We start from the raw sequence: 15,535 nt of genomic DNA, 5'->3' as shown, positions 1-15,535 counted from the left end.
TCAGGAAACCCTAGAGCGAGTTCGTCGGCCGCCAGAAGCGCCGCCGCTCTCGTTCGATGGCCGGGTTATAGGCCCACACTTTTGAACCGTCAACACCGGATTTCATAAAATCGCAAAAAAACGAGAATAATCTTGTGGCCAGGCAAACCGAATGCATCATCCCCACAGAACGTTCCGATCGCGGTCTCTCAACGACAAGGAACTGTTTACAAGGGTAGCCCGCGTTCCGAGGCCGAAATTCAAAGCATCAAGCGTTTGGGGATTCCCGCTCTGATCCGCAATGGCCGGTTGATTTCGCAACTGGGCGGGAGCTTGGCAGCCAAGCGCCCTAACGCGCGCCCGTGGTGAGGTCGTTCTCGCCTCTCTCAGCAAGCTGCTGCGTCCCGTCTCATCGGAACAGGAGCGACGTTACGCCCTGCTTCGACTGATCATGCTCAGCATTGCTGCCGACACGGGTTGCTGGATGGTATCGGTTCTGAGGGCGCACATGAATGTTAGCACCCGTCTCCACGGAACGATCGACAAAGAGCAAACGATCATCGACCTTAATGAAAAGGGCAGACCGGCTTGTTGTCGGGACAGGTGTCCGTTCCAAAGCCGTGGAAATCACCCACCAGCGTGTATATCGAGGGGACACGAAACTCCTGGGATGGACAGGCAATGAATCTGCGCTTCGTCGAAACATTTGTCTGGGTTGCACGGCTCGGAAGCTTCCGGGCCGCAGCCGACCGGCTGAACGCAACTCAGGCCGCCGTCTCCAACCGGATCGCAAGCCTCGAAGCGGAGATGGGCTGCGAGCTCTTCGAGCGAGTGCCGGGCGGGGTGCGGCTATCGACCATCGGGCAGCGCGCGATGCAGCCCGCCGAAGAGCTGTTGAAGGCCGCCACCAGTTTCAAGGTTGCGGTCGGCAGCCCGCAAAACCTACGCGCGACCGTGTCAATCGGCACCATCGATTCCATCGTGCATGCCTGGCTGCCGAACTTCATCGAGCGGGTGAAAGAACGCTTTCCCGCGCTCGGCCTCGACCTCAACGTGGATACATCACTGGCGATCGGCCGCGAGATCAGCGACAGGCGGCTCGATCTCGCACTGCTGATGGGGCCAGTGCTTACCCCGGGCCTCAAGAACATTGACCTCGGCACGATGGAATGCGCCTGGGTCGCTGCCCCCACCTTCCGGCTCGGTGGGCAGGAGTTGCGACTGCAGGACCTTTCCGCCTATCCGGTGCTCACCTTCTCGCGCAACAGCGTGCCGCATATCTGGCTGCTGCGGCAGTTCGAGGAACTGGGTGTGCAGCCACCGGTCATTTCCAATTCCAACTCCCTTTCTGCCATGTTGCGGCTCGCCCAGGACGGCATCGGCATTGCATTGCTGCCTGTGCCCATGGTGGCACCTATGATCGCCAACGGCACGCTGGAGGAACTTGCGATCACGCCGAACTTCCCCGCCCTCAAGCTCCATGCCGTCTATGCGGATGATCCAGAAAATATAATTCCTTCAATGCTTTCGGTGATCGCCAGAGAGGCATCGCTCGACACAACAGGTATTACCGCCTAGCGCAATCACCACAAGTTTTTTCTATCGGGAGCGACAATTCTTTATCGTTTGTCATTCCCGTCATGAGGCTCGACGATGCCTTCGCTGAGACTTGGAGGACTTCGATGAAGATCAGTGTTGTGCAAATGAATTCCGGCTCCGACAAAGCCAAGAACCTTGATGACGCCGAGCGCATGGTGCGCGACGTGGTGGCCCAAGAGAAGCCGGACCTCGTCGTGCTGCCGGAATATTTCGCCTTTCTCGGCGAGGGACGCGATGCCGTGCACGGCAGCGGCGAAAGTTTTCCGAAAGGCAGCACCTATCAGCGCTTCGCCGCGCTTGCCAAGGAACTCAGCGTGACGCTGCATTGCGGCTCGATGGTCGAAAAGGCTGGCAACAACCACTACAATGCCTCGGTCGTCTTCGGTCCCGAAGGCAATGAGATCGCAAAATACCGCAAGATCCACCTCTTCGACGTAGACACGCCCGGCGGTGTCTCCTACCGAGAATCCGACACGATCGGCCGCGGTGAGGACGTGGTGACCTACAAGGTCGGCGACACGACCGTCGGCTGCGCCATCTGCTATGACATCCGCTTCCCCGAGCTCTTCCGGGCATTGCGCGACAGGGGCGCCGACGTCATCGTGCTTCCCGCCGCCTTCACGCTGATGACCGGCAAGGACCATTGGGAAGTGCTTGCCCGGGCCAGGGCTATCGAAACGCAGACCTACTTTGTCGCCGTCGGTCAGGCCGGCGCCCATGCAGACGGCAAGAAATGGTGCTGGGGCCATTCCATGGTCATCGATCCCTGGGGGCACATGGTTGCGCAGTGCTCGGACGGCGTTGGTGCCGCCACGGCCAAGCTTGACCTCAACCGTATCGGCGCCGTGCGCCGCGACGTTCCGGTCGCCCAACACCACGTCCTCTAGGACAATCCCAGCCCTCTGGGGCCGAAAACCCTTCTCTTTGTTTTATGCGGTTCCTAACGCAAAAATGCCGCGCATTTTTCCCGGAGCCGCCTTGTGGAGCAATTCCTGTCATGTTCGTCGTCAATCCCATGCCGCAGCAGATCGCCCCGGCCCTCATCAGAAAGATGGAGCAGGTCGAGACCGCAACGGTCGGCCACTTCCTGCATTCCGGCTTCATGACCCGCGAGCTTCGCGCCGTATTGCCCGAAAAACGCATCGCCGGCACCGCGGTTACCGTGCGTCTGCCCCACGCCGATTCGACCATCCTGCACTACCTCACCAAACTGGTACGGCCGGGCGACTTCATCGTCGTCGATCGTTGCGGCGACGACAAGCATGCCTGCTGGGGCGGCGTCGTGACCCATTCCATGAAGCTGGGCGGCATTGTCGGCGCGGTCATCGACGGCCCGGCAACGGACTTTTCCGAGATCCGTCGCGTCGACTTGCCGATGTGGTGCCGTGGCCCCTCGCCGATCACCACGAAGATTCTTGGCCTTGAAGGAGCAATCAACGTGCCTGTGTCGGTGGGTGGCCAGACAGTAAACCCGGGCGACGCCATCATTGCGGACGAGAGCGGCGTTCTTGTGCTTGAGCCCTCCAGGGCGGAATGGGCGGTGGACAAGGCAATCGGCATGCAGGAAAGCGAGCTCATCCTGCTCGAGCGACTGCGCAGCGGCGAAAAATTGCCCGACATTTCCGGCGCCACGAAAATCGTGGAAGCCTCGGCCGCTTGAAGCGGCTCAATGCGATAAAGAAAATGGGAACAATCGGTTCAAGAGCGGAGGAAAACTCATGACCGCAGTAAAAAACGCAACCCGCGCCGGCCTCACAGCGCTTGCCATGGCTCTCGCCACATCCGTGGCGATGGCCGATACGGTGGTTCTGACCGCCTATTCCGGCATCTTCCAAGAAAACTACGTGAAGGCTGTCGTCGAGCCGTTCATGAAAGCCAACCCTGACATCACCGTGGAATTCTACGGCATGCCGAACTCCGCCCAGATGCTTGGCACACTGCGCGCACAGGCAAGCGCGCCGCAGATCGACATTGCCATCATGGACGTCTCAGTCGCCAAGGCCGCGACCGACGAAGACATCTTCGCGCCCATGGACGAAACAATCACGAAGCATCTTGCCGACCTCTACCCACAGGCGCGTTATGAAGGCGTCAACGCCGTCGGTGTCACCTTCGACAATCTCGTCCTGCTCTACAATACCGACAAGGTGAAACAGGCCCCAACCTCCTGGACCGCGCTGTGGGACGCGCAATATGCCAAACAGGTCTCCATTCCAGCCGTGCCTGACATCCAGGGCACGACACTGACCATCATCACCGACAAGTTGGCCGGCGGCACGAACTATATCGAGAGCGTCGAGGCCGGCATCAAGCGGCTGGAAGAACTTGCTCCCCTCGTCCAGACTTGGGAACCGCGGCCCGATGTCTATCAGCCGATTTCCAGTGGTACGGCGGCGATCGGCATCGGCTGGAATGCCCGCGCGCAGGTCTATGCCGACCTCTCGGACGGCAAACTCGGTGTGGTTCTGCCTGAGGAAGGCAGTGGCTTCCAGATCAACGTGATCGGACTGGTCAAGGGCGGGCCCGCGAGCGAGAGCGCGAAGAAATTCATTGATTATGCGCTGAGTCCGGAAGCGCAAGCCGCCTTTACCGAGCAGATGTTCTACGCACCCACCAATTCCAAGGCCGCGGCTCTCATCTCGGAAAAGGCACTGAAGCGCACGGCTGCAGGCGCCATGGACAAGATGATCGACATCAATTGGCTCGAGGTCGCAAGGGTCCGAGACGCCATTACCGAGCAGTGGCGTCGCCGCGTCATTCCGCTCAGCCGCTGATGCCGACCTGAAGCGTTTCCGTCCTCTCGGGGCACGGAAGCGCTTCATCTCTCTGTCTTTCCGCAGTTCCGCCCCTGGAAACAGCTTTGCTCGCTGCCGGAATTGCCCCAGGAGTTCCTCATGCCCACGACTTCCGCTCCCGACGAGCATCTCAGACTGGAAGGGATCGGCGTCAGCTTCGGCGCCGTCAACGTGATCCCTTCGCTCGATCTTTCCGTTCGCAAGGGCGAGATGGTCGCTTTCCTCGGCCCCTCGGGATGTGGAAAGACGACGACACTCCGGATCATCGCCGGCCTCAACAAACCCTCCCGGGGCAATATCATGGTGGGAGGGCGCGACATCACGCACCTTCCCATCCATGATCGCGACATGGGCATGGTCTTCCAGAGCTACGCTCTCTTCCCCCACCTGGATGTATCGCACAACGTCCAATTCGGGCTGCAGATGCGCAACGTCCCCTCCCGCGAGGCGCAAAAGCGGGCGGCGCAGGCGCTGGAGATGGTCCAGCTCGGGCACCTTGCCCATCGCAAGCCCAAGGAGCTATCGGGCGGCCAGCAGCAGCGTGTGGCGCTCGCCCGCGCCCTCGTCATCGAACCGTCGATCCTGCTGCTTGACGAGCCGCTTTCCAACCTCGATGCCAAGCTGCGTGACGAGATGCGCGTGCAAATCCGCGCACTCCAGCAGCAGAGCGGCATCACCGCCGTGTTCGTCACCCATGATCAAGTCGAGGCGCTATCGATGTGCGACCGCGTGGTGGTCATGCGCGGCGGTCATGTCGAGCAGTTCGGCACGCCGACCGAAGTCTATGAACGCCCCGTAACGGCCTTCGTCGCCAATTTCGTCGGCCGCACAAACCGCCTCAAAGGCATGATCACAACGGAGAGCACGCTCTCGGGTGCAGGCCAGCAGCTCCGCTCTGCCACACGCCTGCCGGCAGGTCCTGTCGACATCCTCGTCCGGCCGCACCGCATCCGCCTTGAGGAGACGGGTGCGGCCGACAACAAGGTCCAGGGCACGGTTTCAACCATCACCTTCGTCGGCGACCTCGTGCAGTACGGCGTCAGCGTCGGTGGCGAGGAGATCGTCGTCGAGGAGGCAACACGGCGAGGCCGCAGCCCACTTACAACAGGAGATAGCGTCACGCTCGGTTGGTCGGCCGAAGACACACTCATCTATCCGGCGGGCGAGAAATGAGCGCCGCCGCCCTGCCCCGCACCTGGCGCGACGACCAGCTCGCCGTCGTCCTGCTCCTCCCGATCGCACTCATTAATGCCGTCGGCTTCATCCTGCCGGTGCTGAACCTCGCACGGTACTCCTTCAACAAGTCGCGCATCGGCGGCGGTATCGAGCAGGTCTTCACCTGGGAGAACTGGGCGGGCCTGCTCACCGATCCCTTCTATCTCGAACTGGTCGTCAATTCCGTCTGGATCAGCCTCGCCATCACGCTGACGACCCTCGTCGCCTCCTACCCGATCGCACTCTACCTGCACCGTGCGTCCGGCTCTTGGCGAACCTTCCTTACCGTTCTCGTCATCTCGCCGCTGCTGACCTCCGCCGTGGTTCGCACCTATGGATGGATCGCGATCCTGACCGACGACGGCCCGGTGGTCAGCGCCATAAAAGCAATCGGCCTGCCGGCACCAAGCCTGATGTTCAACATCAAGGGCGTCTTCATCGGCCTTACCGAGATCCTCATGCCCTACATGATCCTGGCATTGATGGCCGGCTTCGGCCGGCTTGATCCGCGGGTCGAGGAAGCCGCGCGGACACTCGGTGCGACACCCGCCCGCACCTTCCGCAAGGTCATCCTGCCACTGACACTGCCCGGCATCGCACTTGGCTGCCTGCTCTGCTTTGTGCTCGCCGTCTCATCCTTCATCACACCAAAGCTGATGGGTGGTGGGCGGGTTTTCCTGCTAGCGACCGAAATCTACGACCAGGCGATCGTCACCTTGAACTGGCCGCTCGCCTCCACACTTTCGATCCTCGTGCTCGTCGTGTTCGGCGCCGCACTTTGGGCTTACTCCGCCGTATTGCGGCGTCTCGACTAGGAGGTAAAATCATGGAAATCCACAAGACCTCCTGGCCGATGCGCATCCTCGTCTTCGTGCTGTTCGTCTATCTTCTGGCGCCAGTCATTCTCGTCTTTCCGCTATCCTTCTCCGGCGATCAGGTGCTGCGCTTCCCGCCGTCCTTCTGGTCGACGCGATGGTATTCGGCGCTCTTTGCGAACAGCCAGATGCTGAAAGCCTTTTGGACCAGCCTGTCGCTGGCAGCGATCGTCACGGCGCTCTCAATTGTCATCGCCGTGCCGGCCGCCTGGGTGATGACCCGGCTGAAGTTCACAGGGAGGGATCTTCTTTTCAATATCTTCACCGCGCCATTGCTGCTGCCCACCATTGTGCTCGGCCTCGCCATCCTCATCGTCTTCGCCTCCTTCGGGCTGCTGGCGACAATGCAAGGCCTCGTCTTCGCCCATCTTGTCGTGACACTGCCCTATGCCCTGCGTGTGCTCGCCGTTTCGCTCAGCACCCAGGACCGTGCCTGCGAGGAGGCCGCGCGCACGCTTGGTGCCAAACCGCTGACCGTGTTCTTTCGCGTCACCGTGCCGATGCTGAGGCCCGGCATCGTTGCGGCCGCCGCCCTTTGCTTTCTTGTCTCGTTTGATGAAGTGGTAATCACGCTCTTTCTCACCGGTCCACGCATCAGTACGCTTCCGGTCGAGCTCTACAACTATGTGTACAACCAAGCCGACCCGCTCGTGGCGGCCGCCTCCGCGCTACTGATCCTGCTGACGCTGACCGTGATCATGATCGTCGAGCGGGCGATGGGTCTTGGCAAGGCTTTCGTCAAATAGGAGACAGCGAACCCCACCATGAAGTCGCCTTCCACGGTAAACCAGCCTCGGCCTTCGTCCCTCGGCCGTCTTCGCTGAAGATCGGCTTGAGACGAAAACCGATAGGGCCTCAAATCCCGCCCGCATTCGCCAGCGACACCAGCTCGATCCAGTAGCTGACGCCGGCAGGAATGACGTCGTCGTTGAAATCGTATTTCGGGTGGTGGAGGCCGGCGGTCTTGCCCTGGCCGAGGAAGATATAGGCGCCGGGCCGCTTTTGCAGCATGAAGGCGAAGTCCTCGCTGCCCATCATCGGCGCCACGTCGCGATCGACATTCTGCGTGCCCGCCACCGCGGCGGCGGCGGCAAAGGCGATGTCGACATTGGCATCCGCGTTCACAGTCACCGGATAGTCGCGCAGATAGTGCAGCCGTGCGGTGGCCCCGAAGGTCCTCGCCGTCAGGTCCACCACCTCGCCGAGCCGCCGCTCCATCAGGTCCTGCACCGCCCCGTTCAAGGTGCGCACCGTGCCCTTCAGCAGGGCGACGTTCGGGATCACATTGTCCGTAAAACCCGCATTGAAGGCGCCGAAGGAGAGAACGGCGCTGTTCAGCGGATCGACATTGCGCGCGACGATCGAGTGGGCGGCGCTGACGATCTGCGCACCGACGAGAATGGGATCGATGCAATCGTGCGGGCGGGCGGCATGGCCGCCGCGGCCGTCGATCTCGATGCGGAAACGGTCGGCCGCGGCCATGATGGGGCCGGTGCGCATGCCGAACGTGCCGGCGGCAAGGCCCGGCATGTTGTGCATGCCGTAGACCTGGGTGATGCCGAACCGTTCCAGCAGGCCGTCCTTCACCATCTCGTTCGCGCCGCCGCCGCCCTCCTCGGCCGGCTGGAAGATCACCGCGACGCTTCCGGCAAAGCGCCGTGTGGCGGCGAGGTATTTCGCGGCACCGAGCAGCATCGCCGTGTGCCCGTCATGGCCGCAGGCATGCATCAGGCCGGCGGTCTGCGAGGCATAGCTGCAGCCGGTCTCCTCCATGATCGGCAGCGCGTCCATGTCGGCCCGAAGGCCGATCACGGGTCCGCCGGCGCCGGCCGAGCCATGGATGAGACCGACGACACCCGTGCGTCCGATGCCGCTCACCACCTGGTCGCAGCCGAATTCGGCCAGCTTCTCGGCGACGATACCGGCCGTGCGGTGCACCTCGAACTGCAATTCCGGATGCTTATGGAAATCATGCCGCCACGCCACGATTTCCTCGAGCATCGGGGCGATGTCCTTGTTGAGCGGCATGGGCATAATCTCCGGATTTTTGGCTTGGGATCAGAAGCTGATCGTCTTGTGCTCGATGTAGTGGTTGATGCCCTCGGCGCCGAACTCGCGGCCGATGCCGCTCTGCTTGAAGCCGCCGAAGGGCGCCATCAGGTCGGCGGCCGCGCCATTGATCGACAGGCCGCCGGTGCGCACCTTGCGGGCGATGTCGAGCGCCGCCGGCACGTCGCGGGTCCAGACGGAACCGGCGAGGCCGTATTCGGAATCGCCGGCGATCTCCACCGCCTCGTCGATATCCCGGTAGCGGATGACGCTGACGACCGGGCCGAAGATTTCCTCGCGCGCGATCCGCATGGTGTTCCTCACGCCGGTAAAGACGGTCGGCCGGATGAAGGCGCCGTGGTTGATGCCGTCAGGCATGCCATGGCCGCCGATCGCAACCGAAGCGCCCTCCTCCATGCCGAGCGCGATATAGTCGTCCACCCGCTTGCGCTGGCGCTCGGAGACGAGCGGGCCGATGAAGGTCTCCTCCTCCGACGGATTGCCGACGACCATCTTGGACACCTCGTCCACCAAAGCATCGACGAAGCTGTCATGCTGACCTTCGGACACAAGGATGCGCGTCTGGGCGACGCAGACCTGGCCATTGTTGGGGAAGGAGCGGTAGCGCAGCGCGCTGATGGTGCTTTCGATATCGGCATCCGGCAGCACGATCGCCGCCGACTTGCCGCCGAGCTCCAGGCTGAAACGGGCGAGCCGGTCGCTGGCGATATGCGCGATGCGCTTGCCGACGGCGCTCGACCCGGTAAAGCCGATCTTGTCGACGCCCGGATGGCTGACGAGATGTTCGCTGACTTCGCGGTCCGCCACGAGGATGCTGACCACGCCCTCCGGCACGCCGGCTTCGGCAAAGAGTTCGCCGAGGAACTGGCCGCTGAGCGCGGTTTCCGGCGCGAGCTTCAGGATGACCGTGCAGCCGGCGAGCAGCGCCGGATAGAGCTTGACGAGCGCCACCTGGTGCGGCGCGTTCCACGGAATGACGGCAGCAACGACGCCGACCGGCGCGCGCATCCAGAGGGTCTTCGCTTCGGGAAAGCCATCCCGCGTCGCCTCCCAGGGATATTCTTCCGCCGCCTTGAAATAGGCGAGGCTCTGGTCGCGGATCAGCGTCTGGATGGCCCGCGTATACCAGAGCGGTGCGCCCATCTCGCGTGAGACGAACTGCGCGAATTCCTCCGCTTTCGCCTCGTAGAGATCGAAGAAGCGGCGCAGCACCGCGATGCGCTCGGCCGGCGTCAGGCGGGGCCAGGCACCCTTGTCGAAGGCGTCGCGCGCCGTGGCCACCGCAAGGTCCACATCCGCCCGCGAGGCCAGCGGCGCCGAGCCGACGAGCGCGCCGTCATAGGGCGAGCGGACCTCGATGCGCTCCGCGCCCAGTGGTTCCTGTCGACGGCCGCCAATGAAGTTTCCAGTGAAATGTACCATGTCGCGCTCAGCCTGTTCGAAGTTATAGGAAGGGTGTCTCGCCCACGCGCAGGCGCGGGCAAGGTGGAGAATTTCGATGTCCGGACCGGTGGCCGGACTGTGGTGGGGTCAGATTGTCAGGGTTCTATAAGGTCTGAGGCCCTCTCACCGATCATGATCGATGTGGCATTGGTGTTGCCCGCGATGTGGCGCGGGAAGATCGAGGCATCGGCGACCCAGAGGTTGTCGGCGCCGCGGACCTTGAGGTCCGGCGTCAGCACCGCGCGCGCGTCGATGCCCATGCGGCAGGTGCCCACCGGATGCAGGAAGGGCACGGTCGATTTGCGGATATAGGCCTCGTCGGCCGCCGCACCCGCGCGCGGGTCCGGCACGTCGATCAGGTTCGTCACCTGCGAACCGAAGGGCGCCGTCGAGGCGATCTTGCGCACCCAGGCAAGGCCGCGCTTCACGCCGTCGAAATCGTCCGGGTGGTCGAGCAGGCGCGGATAGATGGCGACCGGGGCCAGCGGGTCCTTCGAGCGAAGCTCCAGATGGCCCATGCTCTTGGGGTGGTTGATGTTGACCAGGATGGTGGTGAGCTTGCGGTTCGGAACCGTGTAGCGGCCCTTCTTCTTCACCCAGCCGAAGGGGAAGAGGTGGAATTGCAGGTCCGGCTCCTCGAAGGACGGATCGGATTTCAGGAAGGCGAGCACCTGCGCCGTCGGCACGCTCATGAAGCCCTTGCGCCGGAAAACCCATTCGGCGAGCGTCTTCACGCCGTTGATCGGCGTCGCGAGACTGTTGGCCGTCGTCACGTTCATCTCGGCCAGCACATAGAGGCCGGGATGTTCCATGAGGTTGCGCCCGACATCCGGGCTCTCGACGATCGGCTCGATGCCGTGCCGCTTCAGCTGCGCCGGATCGCCGATGCCGGACAGCATCAGGATCTGCGGCGAGTTGATGGAGCCGGCCGACAGCACGACGCCCTTGCGCGCCTTGAAGGTGACGCGCGTTCCGTCCTTGATCGCCCTTATACCGACGGCGCGACGGCCTTCGAAGAGGATGGTCTCGACGATCGTGCCGTCGATGAAGGTGAGGTCCGGGTTGCCGAGCTTCGGCTTGATGAAGGCCTCCCAGGCCGAGTGCCGCTTGCCCTCGCGCGTCGAGCCCTGGTTCCAGGCGACGCCCTCATGGGAGGCGCCGTTGAGGTCTAGGTTGAGCGGCACGCCGGCATTGACGAAACTGTCGAGGAAGGCTTCGGAGACCGGGTGTTTCCAGCGCAGGGCCGAGACGCGCTGGGGGCCGAGGCCGCCGCGCAGTGCATTGTCCTTGTCGTTGTCGGCGGTCTCCATCTTGCGGAAATAGGGCAGCACCGAATTCCAGCCCCAGCCCTTGTTGCCCATGGCTTCCCAGGCGTCGTAGTCCTTCGCCGCGCCGCGAATGAAGATCATGCCGTTGATGGCCGACGAGCCGCCGGGCACGCGGCCGCGCGGCCACTTCTCCACGAGGTTGTCGCGGGTCGGGTCCGGCTCGGTCTGGAAATCCCAGTCGTAGCGCTTGTTGCCGATCGTGTGCACGAGCGCTGCGGGAATATGGGTGAGGTTCAGCCGTTCCTTCTTGCCGGCCTCCACCAGCAGCACGGAATTTTTCTTTTCGAGAAGCCGGGCGGTCAGAGGGCAACCGGCGCTGCCCGATCCCACCACGATATAATCAAATTCTTTCAAGGCACTCATTTGCTGTAGACCTCTGGCGCTGTAGACCTCTGGATTTTCCGTCACGCCGCTTCGACGATTTTCGCCAGGTGACAGGCGGCGAAGGCTTCCCCGGCCCGCGGTGTCAGCACCGGATCGATGGTTGCGCATTTCTCGATCGCGAAGGGACAGCGCGTCCGGAAACTGCATCCCGGCGGGATGTTGATCGGGTTCGGCGGCTCGCCTTCGAGAAGGTATTTTTCCGGGTCGTAGGGACGCGCCTCGATCGACGGCACGGCGCTGAGGAGCGCCCGCGTATAGGGATGGCCGGGATTGAAGAAGGTCGTCTGGTTGTCGGAAAGCTCGACGACGCGGCCGAGATACATCACCGCGACGCGATTGCAGACCCGCCGCACCATGCCGAGATCGTGCGAAATGTAGAGGAGCGTGATGCCGCGCTCGCGCTGCAATTTCTCGAAGAGCGCCAGAAGCTTCGTCTGCTCCACCTGGTCGAGCGCCGACAGCGTCTCGTCGAGGATCAGCAGTTCCGGATCGAGCACCATGGCGCGCGCGATGTTCACGCGCTGGCGCTGGCCGGCGCTGAGCCCCACCGGCAGCTTGTCGTGAAGATCGAGCGACAGGCCGATTTCCTGCATGACCTGCTCGACCTTCGGGCGGATCGCGCTGCCCGCCATGCCGTGGATCCTCAGCGGCTCGGCGATCGTGCGGCCGATGGTGAAATGCGGCGGGATGGCGTTGAACGGGTCCTGCAGCAGAAGCTGGAACCGCTTGCGCAGGTCGAGCTGGCCCTTGGCATTGAGGCGGGCGATATCCTTGCCCTTGAACAGGATCTGCCCGGTATTGGGCAATTCGAGCAGGCTGAGCAGCCGCGAGAGCGAGGACTTGCCGCAGCCGGATTCGCCGACGATGCCGAGGCTGTCGCCCTTGTGCACATCGAAGGACACGCCGCGCACGGCATGCACATGCTGCTTGCCGAAGAGTTTCGTCGGGTCCTTGGTGCTGTAGACGCGGCTGATGTCGCGCACGGACAGCACCACCTCGCTGTCGGAAATCTTGTCGGCTATCGAGGCGCCGGTGTTGCGCGTGTCGGCCTCCCAGATTTTCGGCAGGTCCGAGATGAGGTTCGCCGTATAGGGATGTTTTGGCGCGCTGAGCAGGTCCTCGAAAGGCTGGTGCTCGACCACCTGGCCGGCGGACAGGACCAGCACCTCGTCGGCGATGTCGTGCAGGGTGCCGAGCGAGGACGAGACGAAGAGGATCGCCGTGTTGAAATCGCGCTGGAGATCCTTCAGCAGGCGCAGGATCTGCGCCGCCACCGTCACGTCGAGCGGCTGGGTGATGTTGTCGGCCACCAGTAGGTCCGGCTGGGTGACGAGCGCATCGACGATCATCACGCGCTGCATCATGCCGCCCGAGAACTGGAACGGGAATTCCTGGAAGCGCTGCGCCGCCGAGGGGATCCGCACCGCATCGAGCGTGCGCACGACCCGGCGCGCGGCGTCGGCCGTGCTGATGCCGGGCTCGACGGCTTTCAGCTTCTCCACGATCTGGTGGCCGATCGGGATGGTCGGGTCGAGCGCGCTGCCGGGATCGGAGCCGATATAGGCGATCTTGCGGCCGCGCAGCGCCTGCATCTGCCGCTGCGGCAGCGTGACGAGATCTTCGCCGCGATAGAGGATCTTGCCGCCGGTGATCTCCAGCGGCCTGGCGACCCAGTTGATCAGCGCGCGCGACAGCACGGTCTTGCCGGAGCCGCTTTCGCCGATGATGCCGAGCACGCGGTTTTCCTCGATGCTGAGGGAAACGTCCCGGAGCACCGGCCGCCTTGCGCCGGAGCCCAGAAGCAGATCGACGGAAAGGCCCTGGACATCCAGGATTTTCGAGGACGTGTTCATTCGACCCCCTGCAGAATCTTGTTGCGCGAACGTTCCAGTGCACCACCCATGAAGTTGATGCCGCACAGCGAGAGGGCCAGCAGCAGGCCGGGCACGGTGGTGATCCACCAGGCGTTCATGAGGTATTTCGTGCCGTCGGCGATGATAGTGCCGAAGGTGGGCGTCGGCGGCTGCACACCGATGCCGATGAAGCCGAGCGCCGCCTCGAAGATCATCATCTTCGCCACATCCAGCACGGCGACGAAGGCGATCGGCGGCAGGATGTTCGGCGCGATGTGCACGAGCAGGATCCGGAGGTCCGATGCCCCGAGGATCTTGGCCGCCCGCACATATTCCCGCCGCCGCTCGGACAGCGTGACGCTGCGGGCGACACGGGCATAGGCCGGCCAGCCGGCGAGGATGAAGACGAGGATGATCGTCAGCGGCGTCGGCCGCGTGACGCCGAGGATGGTGATCGCCAGGATGACCACGGGGATGGACATCTGCGCATCGGTAAGCCGCATCAGCACCAGCCCGACCCATCCGCCGACATAACCGGCGATCATGCCGATCGCCGAGCCGACGATGAACATGCCGATGACGCTGACGACGCCGATGAACAGTGCGTTGCGCAAGCCGATCAGCGAGCGCGAGAACAGGTCGCGCCCGAGCTGGTCCGTGCCGAAGAGGTAGGGCATGTTCGCGCTGTCGAGAAGCCCGGGTTCGAGGAACTTCTTGCTGACGTTGAACTGCGTCGGCGACAGGTTGAGGAGATAGGGGCCGATCACCGACAGGATGAGCAGCCCGAGCACGATGGCGAAGCCGATCTTGAAATCGGCGGTGCGCCATGCCTTTGCGAAGAGGCTGGTGCCGGGGCCGTGCTTTCTTGCGACAGCCGTTCCGGCGGGATCGATATCCGTTCCGATAGCCATCAGTACTGCAGCCTTCTGTCAATGGTGGTGGCGGCGAAGTCGACGAGGATGTTGACGACGACGAGAACCACGCAGGCGAGGATGGAGATCGCCTGGATGATCGGGAAATCGCGCTGGAACACCGCGTTGATCATCAGGAGGCCCACGCCGGGGAAGTTGAACACGTATTCGATGAGGAACAGGCTGCCGAGCAGCACGCCGACGGCCTGGATGCCGAGCGTGTTGAGAAGCGGGATCAGCGAATTGCGGAAGACGTGGAAGACGATCATGCGCGATCGTGACAACCCGCGGATCTGCCCGACCGAGACATAGGCCTCCATCAGGTTGCCGCTGACCGACACCGCGATCGAGCGGATGAAGACCGGCGCCAGTTCGACCGCCAGCACGATCGCCGGCAATATGGCGTAGCTGAAACCCTTGTAGCCGATCGCCGGCAGCCAGCCTGCCTTCGCCGAGACGAGGAAGATCAGCACCAACGCCAGCCAGATATTGGGCAGCGAGACGAAGATCGAACTCAGGTAGAGCGCGAAGCGATCCGGCCACTTGCCCGACCGCAGCCCCGCATAGATGCCGATCGGCACCGCCAGCGCCAGCGCGAAGACGAAGGCGAGGCCGGCGAGCAGCAGGCTGTAGGGCACTGCCGTCGCGATGAGCCCGATGACCGACGCGCGGTTGGCGGCATTGAACGTATCGGCGGCGCGGGTGCCGCCGGTGCTGGCGCCCTGGGCGCTGCGCACGAACGAACGCCCGAAATCGCCCTGGGCGATCTGCCCGACATAGCGGCCGAACTGCACGAGCACCGGGTCGCGCAGCCCCATTTCCTTGGCCGTCTGTTCTGCGACCGATGGCGACACCATCGGCCCCAGCATGATGCGCACGGGGTCTCCCGGCACCACCCTCAACAAGGTGAAGATGAGCAGTGCCACGAGGAGAACGATGATGAGACCCTGCGCTATTCTTCGCATGAAGAAATCGAGAGCAAAGAGCATGTAGGGTACCCCGCGATGCCGTTACAGTCTGCCGGCGGACCTTTTGTTTCTGCCGCATTATCCGACGCCGAAGCGATGCCGCTTCGGCTGGAAA

13 protein-coding genes are annotated in these 15,535 nt (G+C 63.1%); 7 read left to right on the top strand and 6 right to left on the bottom strand.

Annotation, left to right across the window (positions count from 1 at the left end; translation table 11 throughout):
• Positions 1 to 660: 660 nt before the first annotated feature.
• From EXZ48_RS28425 to EXZ48_RS28395, 7 genes are all read left to right on the top strand, one after another.
• A complete protein-coding gene (locus EXZ48_RS28425) occupies positions 661 to 1,557 on the top strand; it encodes a LysR family transcriptional regulator (RefSeq protein WP_024270781.1) in 897 nt (298 codons plus the stop codon).
• Positions 1,558 to 1,661: 104 nt separating this feature from the next.
• Positions 1,662 to 2,465, top strand: coding sequence for a carbon-nitrogen hydrolase family protein (locus EXZ48_RS28420; protein ID WP_130520160.1), 804 nt, complete (start codon positions 1,662 to 1,664; stop codon positions 2,463 to 2,465).
• Positions 2,466 to 2,575: 110 nt separating this feature from the next.
• Positions 2,576 to 3,238 carry an RraA family protein gene (locus EXZ48_RS28415; RefSeq protein ID WP_023513742.1) on the top strand — a complete coding sequence of 221 codons (663 nt, stop codon included), beginning with the start codon at positions 2,576 to 2,578 and terminating at the stop codon, positions 3,236 to 3,238.
• A 58-nt stretch (positions 3,239 to 3,296) separates the two neighbouring features.
• Complete coding sequence (locus EXZ48_RS28410) at positions 3,297 to 4,352, top strand: ABC transporter substrate-binding protein (protein WP_130520158.1); 1,056 nt, start codon at positions 3,297 to 3,299, stop codon at positions 4,350 to 4,352.
• 120 nt (positions 4,353 to 4,472) lie between these two features.
• A complete protein-coding gene (locus tag EXZ48_RS28405) occupies positions 4,473 to 5,546 on the top strand; it encodes an ABC transporter ATP-binding protein (RefSeq protein ID WP_130520156.1) in 1,074 nt (357 codons plus the stop codon).
• A complete protein-coding gene (locus tag EXZ48_RS28400; RefSeq protein ID WP_023512291.1) occupies positions 5,543 to 6,403 on the top strand; it encodes an ABC transporter permease in 861 nt (286 codons plus the stop codon). Before EXZ48_RS28405 ends, EXZ48_RS28400 begins: the two co-directional genes overlap by 4 nt.
• 11 nt (positions 6,404 to 6,414) lie before the next feature.
• Positions 6,415 to 7,209: an ABC transporter permease gene (locus tag EXZ48_RS28395; protein WP_023512292.1), complete on the top strand. Its 795-nt coding sequence runs from the start codon at positions 6,415 to 6,417 to the stop codon at positions 7,207 to 7,209.
• Positions 7,210 to 7,318: 109 nt separating this feature from the next.
• Here the strand turns inward: EXZ48_RS28395 and EXZ48_RS28390 are convergent, their stop codons facing one another.
• The 6 genes from EXZ48_RS28390 to EXZ48_RS28365 form a co-directional block, all read right to left on the bottom strand.
• A complete protein-coding gene (locus EXZ48_RS28390; RefSeq protein ID WP_130520154.1) occupies positions 7,319 to 8,491 on the bottom strand; it encodes a M20 aminoacylase family protein in 1,173 nt (390 codons plus the stop codon).
• A 30-nt stretch (positions 8,492 to 8,521) separates the two neighbouring features.
• Complete coding sequence (locus tag EXZ48_RS28385) at positions 8,522 to 9,955, bottom strand: aldehyde dehydrogenase (RefSeq protein WP_130520152.1); 1,434 nt, start codon at positions 9,953 to 9,955, stop codon at positions 8,522 to 8,524.
• Positions 9,956 to 10,071: 116 nt separating this feature from the next.
• Positions 10,072 to 11,658, bottom strand: a complete 1,587-nt coding sequence (locus EXZ48_RS28380) for a GMC family oxidoreductase (protein WP_165909451.1) — start codon at positions 11,656 to 11,658, stop codon at positions 10,072 to 10,074.
• 50 nt (positions 11,659 to 11,708) lie between these two features.
• Positions 11,709 to 13,541, bottom strand: coding sequence for an ABC transporter ATP-binding protein (locus EXZ48_RS28375; RefSeq protein ID WP_130520147.1), 1,833 nt, complete (start codon positions 13,539 to 13,541; stop codon positions 11,709 to 11,711).
• Complete coding sequence (locus EXZ48_RS28370) at positions 13,538 to 14,452, bottom strand: ABC transporter permease (RefSeq protein ID WP_130520145.1); 915 nt, start codon at positions 14,450 to 14,452, stop codon at positions 13,538 to 13,540. The genes EXZ48_RS28375 and EXZ48_RS28370 overlap by 4 nt, the downstream gene beginning before the upstream one ends.
• Positions 14,452 to 15,441: an ABC transporter permease gene (locus EXZ48_RS28365; RefSeq protein WP_130520143.1), complete on the bottom strand. Its 990-nt coding sequence runs from the start codon at positions 15,439 to 15,441 to the stop codon at positions 14,452 to 14,454. Before EXZ48_RS28365 ends, EXZ48_RS28370 begins: the two co-directional genes overlap by 1 nt.
• Between the last annotated feature and the right edge of the window lie 94 nt (positions 15,442 to 15,535).

The organism is Shinella sp. JR1-6, assembly GCF_004284735.1.
Taxonomy (GTDB): domain Bacteria; phylum Pseudomonadota; class Alphaproteobacteria; order Rhizobiales; family Rhizobiaceae; genus Shinella.
Note: the sequence above shows the minus strand (reverse complement) of the source record. Positions and strands in the feature narration are given on the sequence as shown.